At 48.9% G+C, this 16273-nt stretch carries 18 protein-coding genes and 1 pseudogene; all 19 read left to right on the forward strand.

What is annotated here, in order from left to right; genetic code table 11:
• The first annotated feature begins 23 nt into the window (after window positions 1-23).
• The 19 genes and pseudogenes from AC3WOK_RS17015 to AC3WOK_RS17105 all read left to right on the forward strand — a co-directional run bounded on the left by AC3WOK_RS17015 (window position 24) and on the right by AC3WOK_RS17105 (window position 16242).
• Window positions 24-1991, forward strand: coding sequence for an FUSC family protein (locus AC3WOK_RS17015; RefSeq protein WP_492354851.1), 1968 nt, complete (start codon window positions 24-26; stop codon window positions 1989-1991).
• Entirely contained in the window at window positions 1984-2199 is a 216-nt protein-coding gene (locus tag AC3WOK_RS17020; RefSeq protein ID WP_042716963.1) for a DUF1656 domain-containing protein, read from the forward strand. Before AC3WOK_RS17015 ends, AC3WOK_RS17020 begins: the two co-directional genes overlap by 8 nt.
• A complete protein-coding gene (locus AC3WOK_RS17025) occupies window positions 2196-3059 on the forward strand; it encodes an efflux RND transporter periplasmic adaptor subunit (RefSeq protein ID WP_492354852.1) in 864 nt (287 codons plus the stop codon). Before AC3WOK_RS17020 ends, AC3WOK_RS17025 begins: the two co-directional genes overlap by 4 nt.
• Window positions 3060-3131: 72 nt before the next feature.
• Complete coding sequence (locus AC3WOK_RS17030) at window positions 3132-3569, forward strand: DcrB-related protein (protein ID WP_047347183.1); 438 nt, start codon at window positions 3132-3134, stop codon at window positions 3567-3569.
• A 17-nt stretch (window positions 3570-3586) separates the two neighbouring features.
• Entirely contained in the window at window positions 3587-7798 is a 4212-nt protein-coding gene (locus AC3WOK_RS17035) for an RHS repeat-associated core domain-containing protein (RefSeq protein WP_492354853.1), read from the forward strand.
• Entirely contained in the window at window positions 7795-8226 is a 432-nt protein-coding gene (locus AC3WOK_RS17040; protein ID WP_010428339.1) for an SMI1/KNR4 family protein, read from the forward strand. Before AC3WOK_RS17035 ends, AC3WOK_RS17040 begins: the two co-directional genes overlap by 4 nt.
• 480 nt (window positions 8227-8706) lie before the next feature.
• Complete coding sequence (locus AC3WOK_RS17045; RefSeq protein ID WP_063429399.1) at window positions 8707-9009, forward strand: hypothetical protein; 303 nt, start codon at window positions 8707-8709, stop codon at window positions 9007-9009.
• A gap of 270 nt (window positions 9010-9279) precedes the next feature.
• Window positions 9280-9624, forward strand: coding sequence for a hypothetical protein (locus AC3WOK_RS17050; RefSeq protein WP_207527907.1), 345 nt, complete (start codon window positions 9280-9282; stop codon window positions 9622-9624).
• A 6-nt stretch (window positions 9625-9630) separates the two neighbouring features.
• Window positions 9631-9975 carry a hypothetical protein gene (locus tag AC3WOK_RS17055; protein WP_063429397.1) on the forward strand — a complete coding sequence of 115 codons (345 nt, stop codon included), beginning with the start codon at window positions 9631-9633 and terminating at the stop codon, window positions 9973-9975.
• Window positions 9976-10270: 295 nt separating this feature from the next.
• A complete protein-coding gene (locus tag AC3WOK_RS17060; protein ID WP_042716942.1) occupies window positions 10271-10603 on the forward strand; it encodes a hypothetical protein in 333 nt (110 codons plus the stop codon).
• 226 nt (window positions 10604-10829) lie between these two features.
• On the forward strand, window positions 10830-11216 hold the full coding sequence (locus tag AC3WOK_RS17065) for a hypothetical protein (protein ID WP_063429395.1): 387 nt from the start codon (window positions 10830-10832) through the stop codon (window positions 11214-11216).
• 34 nt (window positions 11217-11250) lie between these two features.
• Window positions 11251-12089: pseudogene (locus AC3WOK_RS17070) on the forward strand (RHS repeat-associated core domain-containing protein); the annotation flags it as partial.
• Window positions 12090-12096: 7 nt separating this feature from the next.
• Window positions 12097-12540: an SMI1/KNR4 family protein gene (locus AC3WOK_RS17075; protein WP_063429393.1), complete on the forward strand. Its 444-nt coding sequence runs from the start codon at window positions 12097-12099 to the stop codon at window positions 12538-12540.
• 235 nt (window positions 12541-12775) lie between these two features.
• Window positions 12776-13117 carry a hypothetical protein gene (locus tag AC3WOK_RS17080; RefSeq protein ID WP_489146298.1) on the forward strand — a complete coding sequence of 114 codons (342 nt, stop codon included), beginning with the start codon at window positions 12776-12778 and terminating at the stop codon, window positions 13115-13117.
• Between the two features lie 35 nt (window positions 13118-13152).
• Window positions 13153-13659: a hypothetical protein gene (locus AC3WOK_RS17085; protein WP_437749430.1), complete on the forward strand. Its 507-nt coding sequence runs from the start codon at window positions 13153-13155 to the stop codon at window positions 13657-13659.
• 186 nt (window positions 13660-13845) lie between these two features.
• Complete coding sequence (locus AC3WOK_RS17090) at window positions 13846-14412, forward strand: hypothetical protein (RefSeq protein ID WP_063429392.1); 567 nt, start codon at window positions 13846-13848, stop codon at window positions 14410-14412.
• A 294-nt stretch (window positions 14413-14706) separates the two neighbouring features.
• Entirely contained in the window at window positions 14707-14901 is a 195-nt protein-coding gene (locus tag AC3WOK_RS17095; protein ID WP_242658867.1) for a hypothetical protein, read from the forward strand.
• Between the two features lie 285 nt (window positions 14902-15186).
• A complete protein-coding gene (locus AC3WOK_RS17100) occupies window positions 15187-15744 on the forward strand; it encodes an imm11 family protein (protein ID WP_131797873.1) in 558 nt (185 codons plus the stop codon).
• Window positions 15745-15897: 153 nt separating this feature from the next.
• Complete coding sequence (locus AC3WOK_RS17105; RefSeq protein WP_063429390.1) at window positions 15898-16242, forward strand: DUF7716 domain-containing protein; 345 nt, start codon at window positions 15898-15900, stop codon at window positions 16240-16242.
• The last annotated feature ends 31 nt before the right edge of the window (window positions 16243-16273 follow it).

The raw sequence follows: 16273 nt of genomic DNA on the forward strand, positions 1-16273 counted from the left end.
TGCAAGCCGGTAATAATCCCGGCATGAAAAACATTTTCTCTCATCCCACTCTGCGAAACGACGCGGGGGCGCTGATCTACGCCGCGAAGAGTTTTGCCGCGGCGATGCTCGCGTATTACATCGCGCTGTCGATCGGCCTCGAGCGTCCCTCATGGGCGATTATTACGGTTTACATCGTATCGCAGACGTCGGTGGGGGCATCGCTCAGCAGAAGCCTCTACCGGCTGGCCGGTACGGTTGTCGGGGCCAGCGCGACCGTTCTGATTGTGCCCACCTTCGCGAATACGCCGATCCTGTGCAGCGTAGTGCTGACGGGCTGGATCGCGTTCTGCCTGTGGCTCTCCCTGCTGGAGCGCACGCCCCGGGCGTACGCCTTCGTGCTGGCAGGCTACACCGCGAGCCTGATTGGCTTTCCTGCGGTGTCCGATCCCGGCGGCATCTTTAACGTCGCTATTGTCCGCGTGCAGGAGATCGCGATTGGGATTTTCTGCGCGGCGCTGATCCACCGCTACGTGCTGCCCGCGCGGGTATCGGGCCAGTTCAACGCTAAGCTATCTCAGACGCTACGGGCCGCGCGCGGGCGGGTGGCGGATACCTTAGCGGGCAAACACGATGCGGCTTCCGGCCCGCTGCATCTGGCCCTGGCGCTGCAGTTCCTGCAGGGCATCAGCCACCATATTCCGTACGATTTTGCCCTCTCAGCCCCGGTGCGGCAGGCCAGAAAAGCGATTCACGACCGGCTGGCGCGGCTCGTTATCGTCAACTGTGAACTACACGATCGTCTGCCAGCGATCGGAACCTTGCCCGCCGACGTGCAAACGCTGCTGGGCGACGTTCAGGTCTGGCTCACCGCTGAAGGCGCTGGTGCCAGCAGCACGGCAGAGGCGCTGCGGCTCCGCTGTGCGCTTCTCATCGATCGGTATGCCGCGCAGGCGCAGACGTTTGACGACGCGCTGCAGGTCAGTTTTATCCGCTACCTCTCGGAGGCCATCGCTCTTCTGCAGCAGTGCGAGCGCCTTTCCGGGGCCATCCGCCACGCGAAGCCGGTCTTCGGGGAGGTACCCACTCGCGCGGCAAAAGGCTACGTTTTCCACCGCGATCCTCTTACCGCCGCACGGACGGCGCTGGGGGCTTTCGCCATTATCCTGAGCGGCTGCCTGGTATGGATCTTCTCTGCGTGGCCGGATGGCGCAGCGGCGGTGTCAATACTCGGCGTCTGCTGCACGCTGTTTGGCAGCTTCGATACCCCGGCGCCGCACATTGTGAAGTACATCGTTGGCTCGTCCTGGGGCGTGCTGATAAGCCTGCTCTACAGCTTTGCGCTGCTGCCGCAGGTGAGCGATTTCCCGGTGCTGGTGGCGGTGCTTGCCCCGGCGTATCTGCTGGCCGGGTCGCTTCAGGCGCGTCCGCCCACCACGTTTATGGCGATGGGGATCACCCTGACGCTGCCCATTCTGTGCGAGCTGGGCGCGCGCTACAGCGGAGACTTCGCCGTCGCGGCCAACACCGCCATTGCGCTCTTTGCCGCCACCGGCTTTGCCGTCGTCAGTATGAGCCTGCTGCAAACCGTGCAGGCGGACGCCGCCATCGCGCGCCTGCTGAACCTGTGCCAGCGCGACATTCGCCGCAGCGTGAAGGGCACGCTGCGGGTGGATGAAACGCACTGGATCAACCTGATGATGGACCGCACCGCTCTGCTGCTGCCGCGCCTGCAGCGCAGCGAACATGCGCCAGAGCAGGCGCTCGATCGGCTGCTGCACGCGCTGCGTCTGGGGCTTTCGGTTATGCATTTACGCCACGATGAAACACCGCCCGGCAGGGAGGTCGCCGGGCTTTTTCATCAGATCGCTACCGCAGACCGCAGCCACTTGCGCGAACGCATCGCCGACATCATCGAGCGGCACCTGCCTGCGGCAGATGAACATACGCGCCAGTTTGTCTTCAGGCTGGTGGATCTGCACTGTGCATTACGGGAGCCAGACCATGGTTAACGATCTCAATATCGGCGGCGTTTTTATTCCGGGGCTGCTGATGGTCGCCCTGGCGGCGCTGGTCTGCACGCTGGGCCTCGTCGCGCTTTTTTCTCTCAGCAGGCTCTACCGGCACCTGCCGTGTCGCCCACTGCTGGACGTTTCTACCTGGATTGTCACCTTTTTCCTGCTGATGCAGGGCCTGACCGCGTTGGGGTTATTGTCATGAAATCACTGCTCTCTTTACTGGCTCGCTATGCGCTGACGTTAAGCGTCGTCGCGGCGGCCACGCTTCTGGCGTTTATGCTGTGGAAACACTATGCGCAAACGCCGTGGACCCGCGACGGCCGCGTGCGTGCGGACGTGGTGCAGATTGCGCCGGACGTCTCCGGGCCGGTCATCAGCGTGGCCGTGCGGGACAATCAGTGGGTGAACCGGGGCGATGTGCTCTACACCATCGATCCGCGCTGGCTTAAGCTGGCGGTGACCAGCGCGCAGGCTGACGTGGAGTCGAAACGCCATGAGATGCTGATGCGCCAGGATGCGGCCCGGCGACGCACGCTGATTAAAAACGCCATCTCCAGCGAGGATTTGCAGCAAACCGGCAGCGCGGCGAACGTCGCGGCGGCCAACTATCACGGTGCGCTGGCCGCGCTGGATCTGGCTGAGCTTAATCTGGCGCACGCCACCGTCCGTGCGCCGGTTTCGGGGTACGTCACGCACCTGCGGCTTCGCCCCGGAGACTACGCGACGGCGGGGGAAACAAAGGTTGCCATCGTCGATGCCCACAGCTTCTGGGTGGTGGGATACTTTGAGGAGACCAGGCTGCGCCAAATTCACGTCGGGGATGCCGCGCAGGTTGTGCTGATGGGGTATGAGCCTGTCATCACGGGTCACGTGGAGAGCATTGGGCATGGGATTGGGGACAGCAATGATGAGACGGGCGGGCTGGGTCTGCCCGACGTCGAGCCTACCTTCAGCTGGGTGCGGCTGGCGCAGCGCGTGCCGGTGCGCATTCATATCGACACGCTGCCGCAGGGGATTGAACTGGTGGCTGGCCTGTCGGCGAGCGTGTCGGTGGGGCAATAATCTGGGGATAGTCAGCCTTAAACACATATGCGAAACTTACCGCTTCTGAAAATATGTGGTGGGACCCGCTCAATGTCAGAACAACATTCGCAGTGCCTTTTCAGTGAAGGACTGATCAACGTTCCTGAGGGTTATCAGGATCGTACCGTCAACGTATTCGCGCCGCCCGCGGCGGATGCGCCGGCGTTCAACATCTCCCGCGATGCCCTCAACCCCGGCGAAGCGCTTGCCGCGTATATCGATCGCCAGCTCGCCCTGATGGCAAAACACATCAAGGGCTGGAAGCAGGGTGAGCGCAGCGCCGCGACGCTGGGCGACGGCCTTTCACAGGGTGAAACCGTCCATGCCAGCTACCTGCGCGACGGGAAACGCATCTGGCAGCAGCAGGCCGTGTTTAACGTCGACGGCGATAACATTCTGGTGTTCACCATGACCTGCACCCGCGCGCTGGGCGATGCCGACGGCGCGCTGTTTGGCGATCTTCTCAGGAGCTTCCGCTTCCACCATTAACTTCAGGGACCGTTGTTATGTTTGAAGCAGCACGCGTTGGTGATGATATCGGCCACTCCGGTGCGCTGGCCGGGATGATTGCCGGAACGATTGTCGGTGGCCTGATTGCCGCCGCCGGGGGCATTCTGGCGGGGGCCATGTTTATTGCGGGCCTCGGCGCATCCTGCCTTGGCGTGGGCGTCCTGCTCGTCGGCGCCAGCCTGGCCGTGGGGTATTACACCGGGGAGCTGGCAACCGCCGCCCGGGACAGCATCGCGGACGCCGGGGCATCCAGCATGACGAAGAAAGGCGTCATCACCTCCGGCTCGCCCAACGTGTTTATCAACGGTAAACCCGCCGCGCTTGCCACCGATAGCACCGTCGACTGTTCTGACGACGGCTCGCAGCAGATGGCCGAAGGCTCTAAGCGCGTCTCCATTAACAGCCAGCCTGCCTCCCGCATCGGGGATCGCACCACCTGCGACGCGAAGGTGATGACCGGTTCGGACAACGTCATTATCGGCGGCGACCCGCAGCAAACCCTGCCCATTCAGTCTGAAGTGCCCGAGTGGCTCTACAAAGTCTCCGATCTAACCCTGCTGTTCGCCGGCCTGCTCGGCGGGTGGGGCGGTGCCGCTGGCAAAGTTGGAGCGCTCTCAAAGCTGCTGGGCAAAATCCCCGGCATCAACAAGCTGGCCCGTATCGCCTGTCGCGCCGGCACGCTGATGACCGGCGTGGCGGCAGCGGGGATCATCGCCCGCCCAGTGGATATCGTCAGCGGACAGAAGTTTCTCAGCGGGGATGATGAGCTGGACTTCGTCCTGCCTTCCCGTCTTCCGGTGCGCTGGCAGCGCTACTGGCGCAGCGGCAACCCCGGCGACAGCGTGCTGGGCCGCGGCTGGAGCCTGTTCTGGGAAAGCCGCCTGGAGCCGTATCAGGACGGCCTGGTGTGGCGCGCACCGTCCGGCGATTACGTCGCCTTCCCGAAGGTCCCGAAAGGGCTGCGCACCTATTGCGAAAGTGAAAAAAACTGGCTTGAACATCACCAGGACGACAGCTGGTCGGTGTATGACGTCAGCGGCGAGCGCTGGCACTATGCGCCGCTTAAGGATGATGCCCCGTCGCTGCTCCAGCGCATCTCTGAACCGTGCGGCAACGATATCCTCTTCGAGTGGAATGCGGATAATACCCTGCATGCCCTGACCGACAGCGCGGGCCAGCGCGTGGTCTGCCGCTACGACCGTGACAGGCTCCTCGGCGCCTGGCTGGATGACGAGATCTGCCTGGTCAGTTACGCTTATGATGAACAGCGCCAGCTGGTCTCCGTGACCGGCCGGGGCGGTAGCGTGCGCCGACGCTTCAGCTGGCAGGACGGGCTGATGAGCGCCCACGAGGACGCCAACGGCCTGCTGAGCGAATACCGCTGGCGGGAGATTGACGGCCTGCCGCGCGTGGTCGGCTTCCGCCACAGCGGCGGCGAACAGCTGACGTTCGAATACGATTTTGATAACGGCACCCGCCGCGCGACCCGTGAAGACGGCGCGCAGGCGCACTGGCTGGTGGATGACGACGACAACGTCGCGCGCTTCACGGATTACGACGGCCGCCAGACGACGTTTGTTTACCGCGACGGCGAGCTCTGCGACGTCATCCTGCCCGGCGGCGCGATGCGCCGCAGCACGTGGGACAAATACGGCCGCATGACCAGCGAGACGGACCCGGCGGGCCGCCGCACGGAGTATCACTGGCATCGCCTGACCGACCGCATCACCCGCACGGTGTACCCGGACGGCACTTCAACGCAGGCCATGTACGACCTTCGCGGTCGCCTGCTGTCGGAAACGGATCCGGCCGGTAGCACCACCGCGTATCACTATCCCGATGATGAAGAAAACCTGCCGGAGAGCATTACCGACGCCATCGGCGGCGTGGTGCGTCTGGTCTGGAACCACCAGGGGCTGCTGACGCAGCGCACCGACTGCTCCGGCAGCGTCACCCGCTTCACCTACGACCGCTTGGGGCAACTGATTGCCAGCGAAGATGCAGAAGGGAATATCACGCGGCGGGAGTGGAGCCGTGCCGGGCTGCTGAGCGTCGTGATCCATCCGGACGGCAGCCGCGAGTCGCTGGTGTGGAACGAACGCGGCCAGCTCACGGGCTGGCGCGACCCGCTGGAAAGCGAGGTGAGCTGGGCCTATAACGCGCTCGGCCTCCCGGTCAGCCTTACCGACCGTATTGGCCGCGTGCGCCAGTGGCGCTACGACCCGCGCGGTAACCTGCTGCGACTCGATAACGGCAACGGAGCGGAATACCGCTTCACCTACGACGCAGTGGGCCGCCCGCTCAGCGAAACGCGCCCGGACGAGACCGTGCGCCATATGGAATGGGACGCGCGAGGGTTCCTCTGCGCGCTCGAAGAAAACGGACGGCCTGCCGCTGACGGCGGAATCGCCCGTCGCGTCCAGCAGTTCAGCTATGACGACAGCGGGTTGCTGATCGGGCGCACTCAGCGCCACGCGGAGTACCGCTACTTCCGCGACCTGAGCGGCCAGATCACCCGCATCCGCCGCACGCCAACCGCCGAAGGCGTTGCCCTGGGTATCGAAAGTGATGAGATCGCTTACCGCCACGATGCCGCCGGACGCGTGCTGAGCGAGTCCGGCATTAACGGCGAGGTGGGCTACGAATGGGATGCCCTGAGCAACCTGACCGGCCTGACGCTGCCCGGCGAGCAAAAGCTGGCCTGGCTGCACTACGGCTCCGGCCACGTGAGCGCCATCCGCTTCGGGCAGCAGCTGGTGACCGAGTTCACCCGCGACCGCCTGCACCGCGAGGTGCGCCGCACCCAGGGCGCGCGCGAGCAGTTCCGCCAGTATGACAGCCTCGGCAGACGCACCCTGCAGCGCAGCGAAGTGAGCACGGACGTGACCCTGCCGGAGCAGGCGCTACTGGAACGCCTGTACCGCTACACCGCGCGCGGTGAGCTCTCCGGCGTCAGTGACACCCTGCGTGGTGAGGTGGACTACGGCTACGACGCCGAAGGGCGTCTGCTGAAGCACTACGAGGCCCGCCAGGGGCACAGCCGCGCGCAGTTCAGCTACGACGCCGCGGATAATCTCGCCGCCAATGACGATCCGGTACCGGTCACGGATAACCGCCTGCAGCACTGGCAGGCGCTATTTATGAAATACGACCACTGGGGCAACCTGGTCAGCCGCCGCAACGGGCTGTATGAACAGCATTATGCGTATGACGCCGAGAACCGTCTGGTGTTCGCCCGGGGAACCGGGCCGGAAGGGCGGTTTGAGGCGCGCTATCACTACGACGCGCTGGGCCGCCGCACGCGCAAAATCGTCACCACGACGCACGGCACTACCAACACCCGCTTCCTGTGGCAGGGCTACCGCCTGCTGCAGGAGCAGCAGGCGAGCGGGCTGTGCAGCACCTATGTTTACGACCCGAATGAAGCCTGGAGCCCGCTGGCGCGGGTGGATCATCTTCGTGACCAGAGCAGCGGTGAGATTTACTGGTTCAATACCGACCTGAACGGCGCGCCGCTGGAAGTGACCGACGAGCGCGGCGCGGTGCGCTGGAGCGGCCAGTACGGCAGCTTTGGCGAGGTACGCCATCAGAGCGAAGGGTTCTCACGGCTTGTGAATCGCTCGGCGATGGCTCACCAGCCGCTTCGCTATGCCGGGCAGTACGCTGACGGTGAAACGGGGTTGCACTATAACCTGTTCCGCTACTACGACCCGCAGGTCGGGCGTTTTATTGTGCAGGACCCGATTGGGCTGAATGGCGGGTGGAACCTTTATCAGTATGCGCCGAATCCGTTGGGGTGGATTGATCCGCTGGGTCTTGCTGCTTGTAATTCTTCTGGGCAAAACAGGAAGTTTTGGAAAAATGAACCAATAGAATTTAACGGAAATAAAGTTTATCAGCGGGATGATTTATTTGATCCTGAATTGATGACAACTTGGCGTGAAAAAGGAAAAGTTTTCAGGGGAACGAACGTAGAGCGAATGGCTACAGGCCGTGCACCTGTTGGATATGATGGAAATGCAGTTAATTTACATCATATGTTACAAACTCAAGATGGCCCAATTGCGGAGATGAGTCAAACATTCCATAAAACTAACCATGGAATAATACACATAAATCCAAACACAATCCCATCTGGTATAGATAGATCTGTATTTGATACATGGCGTAAACAATATTGGACAAACAGAGCGAGTGATTTCCTATGAGCAGAGAAGAATTAGTAGAGCTTTTTGATAAACATTCTGATTTAATCAACATGGGAACGTCTGAAGATTCTCCAGGAAGTGACTGGATCGATGCTGCCGAAAAAGCATTATCAGTGACTTTTCCTGCTAGCTATAAGTGGTTTTTAAACAATTATGGTGGCGGAGATATCTGTGGTGAGGAAATTTATAGTATTTACTGCCTGCCTTTTGATGAGGCGGTAGGTGGAGATATAGTATATCAAAATACTATAGCAAATGATAATTTAAAAAAAGGAAGAGTTGTTGTATCGAATACGGATTTTGGCGAAGAGTTCTTTTTTGATGCAAATGAAATGGAAAAAATATATGTATCATTAGGGGAGAATGTTCAACCCTATGCTGATAATTTTATTGAGTATCTCAAGAAACGATTGTTTGCATACATTTAATAACTGTATTTTTCCATTCTAACTAAAACGCCGGGAAGTACTTTTTAATTTCCGGCTTGTTTTACCTATTAAGTTTAATATAACTACTACGCTCCTCGGATAGACTGTATATCGTGCAGGATCCGATTGGGTTGAATGGTGGATGGAATCTTTATCAGTATGCGCTGAATCCGCTGGGATGGTTTGCTCCGTGGAGGTTATGTAATGGTAATACTGTCATAAGAGCGGTGACGCCTGAAAACGAGAGAGTATGTGAGCGGCTAAAAAACAATAATAACAACACGTTAGCATAAAATAACACCAGCCTAACATGTTGCAGGTGCTCCGCATTCGCGTGACTCTTGGATTTCCTCCACCAGAAGCCAGGCATCAGCAGAGAATTTACAAACACTGCTTACTCGAAATGCTGATGCGGCGCATCAGAAAGTTTTAATTTTGGTGAGGCATCCCACGAAACCATAATATTTTAATAGGTCATTTATGTTAAGTGATGTAAAGAAAAAAATAATTGAAAATGATTTTGTTAATAACGTTAGGATTAATATGATTTTCAATGATGAGCAGTATAATGACTTGGTTTCTGGTTTAGAGAAACTTGCTAACCTATTGAAAAATAATGGGTCCATAGATAAAGAATTAGCTTTGTATTTATATACAATACCTCAAATGATAAGAAATGCGTATGCTAGTTTTGATAAAGTGGAAAACAAACCAGATTTGGCTTTTAAATTAGAGGATGCATGGATAGAGTTAGACTCGCTAGTAATAAACTGTTTAAGCTAAAAAGAATGAAGGCCGGGTGAGAGATTCGTCCAGCTTTGATATGATATAATCCTTTCTTGAACCACAAACAAGGATATAATTAATAATCTATCCTCTACTACGAGCCGCAGATTGTGTGGTTTATTGAGCAGGATCCGATTGGGTTAACGGAAAGATGATTCTTTATCAGTATGTGCCGAATCCGTCGGGGTGGATTGATCCGTTAGGATTAACAAATTTAAATAGCGTTCAATAGCAAATTTATGCTGCTCTTCGTGAGCGTTTACCAGAGTGGTTGACCCTAATGCAACTATTGGTTACCGAGGAAGTATAGCAAGCGGCATAAGTAAAGCACATGATCCTAATATTTTTAGACCTATAAATTTCAATAATTTTGATGTGGATGCTTTTATTCAATCGGATTATTTAGCTAATGAACTTGTATTTAGTAACAGACGCCGTGATGCATCGAAAATTGCAGGAATGACCGAAATAGAAGCGTCTATAGATAGTGAATTACATTCTACCCTACCTGGTTTAAGAGAAGAACCTTTCGGTTTCAGAATTTTTAAGAGCCATGAGTTAAGCGACATTGCAAGGCGTGGTGATGTTCAGCACAAAGTCGGCTGTAACTAGGAGAAAATGAGTATACATAAACGATGGTTAAGCTTTGTATTGCTTGAAAATTTATCATTTAAAGAGCTGCTTACAAAGTTAGAGCAGGTGTTTGAACGAACACTAGTTTGCGAGGATGATGAGGGGCGTTATATCGCTAAAGCTGAGTGTGATGGTTTTACTGTAACGCTTATAGATAAAGAAGATAGGTTAAGTGAATTTTTATGCGATGAAAACTATAGCCTTGAAATAATGATAACATCTGATGACTATTTTAATTCCAATTTTGAAGATTTCATAAAGGAAACTTTAAGGAATGGTAATATAAAATGGGAAAGATCAGTTTGGGCTCCTGATGAAATACCTCAGTGAGTAAACTGTTTTAAATGATTTTTAAACCCAGTTAATTAAATAGAGTTTTACTGGGTTTTGTTTTTTATTTATTAAATATAGCAAATGCTTTGTGTTTATTTACGATCCAAACGAAACTTGAAGCCTGCTGGCGAGGGTAGAACATCTTCCTGATCAGAACAAAGGTGAAATTTACTGGTTCAACACTACCTGAATGGGGCCTTGTAGCTGACCTGCATAATTTTTTTAGTCTAAAATGCCTTATGAAAAATGTAGAAAGCTAATCAGGAGGAAATAAAGTCTAGAGGAGATAGGTGTGGCTGATAACCAAGAAAAAAAATTGACTTTAAGTCAAGGTGAGGTAGTCGCCTTGAAAAAAGCGATTATGTATTTAAAATTTTCCTGTGAGGAAACTGAATCTGTCATGTACGCAGGCAGTCCTCTGATTAACTCTATTTTTTCTAAACTAATAGAGATTGATGATTTAGGGCAGCAATCTATTGATTTTTATAATAAAGGTCATGCTGGGAACGAAAGATTTGTTTTGGCTAAATTAGATAAATTAGAACTTGAAAATGGTCGAGAATTTCAAAGTGCAGTGAAGGAAAGTTCTTTTAGGGAATGCCTTTTTCCATTCTCAAGAAAATAACTTCTGTATTGTAAGTGGCCGGTTGGAAAATAATCATTACCGGCTCTTCTTTTAATCCGCAGATGGTTAATGCTCCATTAGAGTCAAAATTACTGCACTTCGATGTGTCTTTCCCGCATTGAGGTTCTATAAGTCAATTCGAAAAAATATCACGGGGTTAAGTACGAGTCTGTTGAAGCTAAGAAAACCGCCAAATCATTGAGTTGCAAATAAAATAGGGGGCGCAATGTCACTTGAACTGGATTTTTATGAAGACGATGAAGGTGTTTCAGTAGATTTAGTATTATCGGTATTTGGTCCTTCTCTCGTCCAGTGCATAAACCTTGAATCTGATTCGGTCGATGAAAAAATCAAAAAAGACATCGATTTTCTTATTAAGAAACAGAAAGATTTTTCCGAGAAAATCGCAACTGAAACCCAGGCATATAGCAAGCATATTTATGGTGCGGATGCAAAAGACTTGATTTTGCTGAAAGTTTATCTTTCCCCAGATGAGGACAATGAATTTGGGTTCATGTTCTCGACCAATTTAGATGAGGAACATGGGATTGGCATCAAATTTAAAGGGCTTGAAGTGAAGAAAATCGGTAGTAGCGAAACAGCATTTTTATAAAATTTAATTATGTCTATCCGATCGGGTAGACCCATTCCTGTGGCAGGACTACCGCCTGCTGCAGGATACCGGGCTATGCCGTACTTATATTTACGACGTGAATGAAACCTAGATCGCGCAGGCACAGGGGATCATCTTCATGACCAAAGCAGCTGTGACATTTACTGGTTCAACACCGACCTGAACGGTGCGCCGCTTGAAGTGACAGACGAGCGCGGCGCGGTGCGCTGGAGCGGCCAGTACGGCAGCTTTGGCGAGGTACGCCACCAGAGCGAAGGGTTCTCACGGCTTGTGAATCGCTCGGCGATGGCACACCAACCGCTTCGCTATGCCGGGCAGTACGCTGATGGGGAAACGGGGCTGCACTATAACCTGTTCCGCTACTACGACCCGCAGGTCGGGCGGTTTAATGTGCAGGACCCGATTGGGCTAGCTGGTGGAAACTTAAATTTATATAACTATGCCCCTAACTCTCTGTTATGGATAGACCCTATGGGTCTGGCATTGAGCGGCGTTGACTTTAGTGGAAGCCCATCACCTTATCCTGTTACTGGGACACAACGAAATATCGTTGAAATTACCCTTCAAGGATCAAGGGGGCGGGATTTCACAGAAGCCTACAAACTTGCAGGCATAAGTGAAGCTGATGCAAGCGAATATACATGGCATCATCTTGATGATTTTGATCCAAAAACAGGTAAGTCAACTATGCAGTTGGTCACGACTGAGGCGCACAAAGCATCTTTCCCACATAAGGGGTCTGTATCTCAGTTCGAAAAACATTTTGGAGTGAAGTATGGTTCTCCTGAAGCTATAAAAATATCTCATAGTCAAGGATGGCTGAGAGGTCGTATTCCTAAACATTGTCAATAGGAGAGAAATGATGATTAAACTTATAGATTCTTCCCCTGCTGTATCTGCTGATGAGCTAGGCAAGATCGAAGTTTCGCTGGGCGTAACTTTTTCTAATGCCTTAAAATCTTTATGGCTTATAAGTAATGGTGGCATACTGGACGAAGGTCGTCGTGTTTATCAAAGCGAACACTACGAGAATGATATAAAATATTTCTTACCTATATTACATACTAAAAGATCGGGCATATTAACTGTTGATGATTACTATAAGGATTTAGTAATTAACAAAAAAATTCTTGCAGAAAATTTTATACCATTCGCAATTGATGGAGGTGGGTTCCCCTATTGTGTTGGGATAAATGATGGCGCAGTATATTTTTGTGATTTGGAAAACCAGGAGGAGATCTATCTTGAGCCAAATTTTGAAAGTTTTATTGGAAAAATAATTCCTGAAGATGAAGCATGGTGATACAGGTTCTTACCCTAGTAAGAGGGTGGCTTTGTTAATCACTATTTTTTACAGAGGGCTTCATTAATGCAATGATGGAGTGCCCAATTATTTCATTAATAACATATTTCCTTTTCTGCTATACGCAGATCTGTCACCTTATTGTGCAGGCTGCGAGAGGGTTAAATAGTGGGTTAGACTCATACGCATATGTTCCCAACCAACTTACTTGGAAAAATATGTTAGGGTTAATGCCATGGGCATTGAACCCAATTTGAATCGGATACCATTTAATGCCACGAAAAATAGCCAACAGCATTGGACCAACCGATCTTGGTACTATGAAAATACACCAACGTTTTTCCCGGGTCCTTATAGCGCTGGAATGCATGAAGAACTACATAGAGCTATTAAAAATGATACCGGAAAAAATCAGGGGCCGTGGCAAGGATCCGCGGACGATCCATTCAATGTGACTAGCCGTAATTTAGATTCCGTTTCACATATTACAAACGATTTAAGGATTCCTTCGACGGCTGGAATCTTAGTCAAAATGTCACTCCCAAAGAAGCACATCGAAAAATGCTTGCGTTGTTAATAATCAAGAAACAGGTAAGGCATCAGGAGGTAGATGTGGTTAAAACAATTGACATTGATGTGGATTTTAACGGGATAGTAATTTTCGATTATCCAGGAATACTGGCCCCATTTGGTGGGAAGATAGAGGATGGAGATAACATTCTCCAGGAATTCACCACCACAGACAAAGGGGATCTTGTTCTTAATAAAGGTATTGCCTTACCTATTATGGGACTTGATGATGGTGGCTATATTGTTAGGCTTTTTTTAAATGAATTCCCCGACAATAAAGATAGAGAAGTTATATTCATAGATAAGTATTTCTATCTTAATGTAACTGGTGATTTATACGTTGCTGATATGGCAGTATTTTGGGAGTGGGAGGATTATACTGGTTGGATTAACACTGATGTTCCTAAAGGAATATATAAAGTGAGCCTTGAAGGGGTTCATTTATTAAAAGGGGGGGAGACTGTACATTGCTATGATTTAATTTTTGAAAAAACGAATCAACTTGGTATAAGAGATGTTGTACCACGCTCAGACTCCAGGCTCTATTAAATCCATTAGCCTGCGGAGAAAATAAGCTTTTCGGGCTTTTACTAATATATTTTTCAATTATACCTAAAGAGACGTACATTGAAGTTAATCATAAATGCGACTTAAAGATGCTAAGAATTTGTTCGCTGAAATGGTTATGAGAATTAGGAAAGAGAAAATGTACTTTTTATGGGGGGAGTTTAAGAAATGATTAAATATAATCTGATCTCTAAAATAAGTATCTTTTCTGATGGTAATGTCATTGGGAGGATTGGTGGAAATATCCCTGAATTATTTTTAGATAAACTAGATGAGATTCAGGGGTATAAGTTTTATTTGACAGTTCAGAATCCTGATGATGGACATGAGTATATTACGATACTTACTCCTGAACGATATGATGATATGATTGATAAAAAAATCTACCCTAATTGTTCAGTAAAAGTTTTTACGCACACGCATTCTGATGAAAGCAATAATGATGCATTTACGATAAAACACATTAACAAGGCAGTTATTGTTGGTTATGATAAGGTTGAAGATGAAGAGTTTGATTTTATCACTAAAACCGAAGAAGCAAGGTTAATACAAACGGAAGCTTATTATTTTGATGCTTTGCAGAAGGATGATTATAAATTTTTCATGCAGATAGATGAAGATTATTATCCAGATGCATTGCTTGATGGTGATTACATCTTTGGTTATGGTGCTTTGTATTTGTATAAAAATATATCCGACGGAAATATTATAGCTGGTTTTTGGCAGTGCTCGTAAAGATAAATGATTAATAAAATCTGGATTAATATTAATTATTTCAGGCTTATATAATACAGATGATGTCTTTATTCATAATGCATTTACTTTCTTATTTTTTAATTGCTTTTATAAAATTTTCTAATTGATTATGGTATTAATGCCAGGCCTCAGAAAAATATACGTTTGTATAATTTAATAATAATTGTTCACCCGTGTTGAAACTCTATCTCCGCCAAAATGTTAATGTTTTAAAATGCATAATTTCAACTGGTTAAGATTGTAATTCGTTAAGCACGACAGGATATCGTTGACATGAATGTAAAGGCACTAGAAATAAAATATGGTCTGATTTACGATCGTGATGCTTTAATAGTATCTGGCACCGAGCTAAAACTTTACCCCTTTAATTTTTTGGTAAAAGCTTCTTTAAGCTTATCTTCTTGTAAGCCAAGTATAAAAGATGCTCCTGATGTTCGTATTGAGTTTTATTCAGTAATATCGAAATGATGTCTGTATATAAAATAGGTGATTATCCTTATGATGGGAATTTACAGTCGAGCTTTGATTTAATCGAAACTGAAAGAGAAGATGATCTGCAACGACTAGTGCTAAGCACATACGACCACGTTTTCGATATTATTGGAAAATGTGAGGTTAATTATCTTTAAATAAAGTCGCGGGGTGTATCGTACTCACCCCGTTTAGTGAAATGAGTACAAAAGCTATACGACTAGAATTAAATAAAATTAATATAGCATTCATAAATATGTTTTTAAACATAAGGCGTTAAATATGTATTGGTTAAGAATTGCTTCTGATTACCCCAATAGTTATTGGTTTGAATACCAGCACCCTGACATATCTGGAAGTGCTTTTTCTCAATGTAAATCAATTGAAACTAACGAGGGGTATTTTTTTAAATTAAAATCTAAGGTGAGTGAGAAGGCACTGCTTGCATATGATTTTTATTATAGTGATGGGCCTATATTTATATCATCCAGATTAGCATCACTAATTTCTTGTCACGATGTTTTTCGGACTGATGTTCAACTTATTGACGCAACTGTATCTGTAAATGAAACCCAACATCAAGGGTATGAAATAATTAATATACTAAGAGAGGTTTCATGCATCGATATGGAAGCTTCAGAAAGCCAACCTATATTAAGTTATTTACATAATGGTCCAAGGAAGTTTAGTAAAATAGTTTTCAAAGAAAATGTTATTGAAGATTTTAGTATGGCAAGATGTAGTGAATATAAATCTTGCGTAATTATTTCAAATGAATTTAAAGAGTTCCTTTCTAAGCATAACGTGAAAGGAATAGACTTTGTTGACCCTATTTATTAATATGGGTAAGATTTAAATTAGCCAAAATGTTCCGGGGAATGATTTTCCCGGATTATAAAAATTAATTTAAATTACAGTCCAATGGAATTTATAATCCTATCATTAACTGCTTGCTTTAAAAAGTATAAAAGATAAACCTCAAGGATTGTGCGTATGAGTCAGTTAGAATACAGAAAAGCTTATGATTTAGATGATATAATAAATGAAATTATGGGTGGGTATACATTGGATAATTTTTGTGTGTATACAAAAGAATATGAGTTATCTGCAAAAGCAGATCTTGTTTGTTATTTGGAAAGCTATCCTGTCATTAGTGATGACGATGAGGAAGTATATCCTGATTTTGTTGTCGAAAATTCGTTAGAGCTCTTTTTCTATGGAGAGCAATTTATAGATGTATTACATAATATCTCTATCCAAAGAGAAAAACCATCTGTAGGGGATTTCATATCAGGTTTAAATTTTTATCTCGAGAACGATAATTTCATAGAGCTTTGATTTAAAGATCGAGAGAGTAATTGAAAATTGA

It is taken from the genome of Enterobacter sp. FW301-JW81 (assembly GCF_058788735.1).

Coding starts and splice junctions, on each gene's coding strand:
- AC3WOK_RS17015 (WP_492354851.1), top strand. CDS start 24: ATGAAAAACATTTTCTCTCATCCCACTCTGCGAAACGACGCGGGGGCG.
- AC3WOK_RS17020 (WP_042716963.1), top strand. CDS start 1,984: ATGGTTAACGATCTCAATATCGGCGGCGTTTTTATTCCGGGGCTGCTG.
- AC3WOK_RS17025 (WP_492354852.1), top strand. CDS start 2,196: ATGAAATCACTGCTCTCTTTACTGGCTCGCTATGCGCTGACGTTAAGC.
- AC3WOK_RS17030 (WP_047347183.1), top strand. CDS start 3,132: ATGTCAGAACAACATTCGCAGTGCCTTTTCAGTGAAGGACTGATCAAC.
- AC3WOK_RS17035 (WP_492354853.1), top strand. CDS start 3,587: ATGTTTGAAGCAGCACGCGTTGGTGATGATATCGGCCACTCCGGTGCG.
- AC3WOK_RS17040 (WP_010428339.1), top strand. CDS start 7,795: ATGAGCAGAGAAGAATTAGTAGAGCTTTTTGATAAACATTCTGATTTA.
- AC3WOK_RS17045 (WP_063429399.1), top strand. CDS start 8,707: ATGTTAAGTGATGTAAAGAAAAAAATAATTGAAAATGATTTTGTTAAT.
- AC3WOK_RS17055 (WP_063429397.1), top strand. CDS start 9,631: ATGAGTATACATAAACGATGGTTAAGCTTTGTATTGCTTGAAAATTTA.
- AC3WOK_RS17065 (WP_063429395.1), top strand. CDS start 10,830: ATGTCACTTGAACTGGATTTTTATGAAGACGATGAAGGTGTTTCAGTA.
- AC3WOK_RS17075 (WP_063429393.1), top strand. CDS start 12,097: ATGATGATTAAACTTATAGATTCTTCCCCTGCTGTATCTGCTGATGAG.
- AC3WOK_RS17080 (WP_489146298.1), top strand. CDS start 12,776: ATGGGCATTGAACCCAATTTGAATCGGATACCATTTAATGCCACGAAA.
- AC3WOK_RS17090 (WP_063429392.1), top strand. CDS start 13,846: ATGATTAAATATAATCTGATCTCTAAAATAAGTATCTTTTCTGATGGT.
- AC3WOK_RS17095 (WP_242658867.1), top strand. CDS start 14,707: ATGAATGTAAAGGCACTAGAAATAAAATATGGTCTGATTTACGATCGT.
- AC3WOK_RS17100 (WP_131797873.1), top strand. CDS start 15,187: ATGTATTGGTTAAGAATTGCTTCTGATTACCCCAATAGTTATTGGTTT.
- AC3WOK_RS17105 (WP_063429390.1), top strand. CDS start 15,898: ATGAGTCAGTTAGAATACAGAAAAGCTTATGATTTAGATGATATAATA.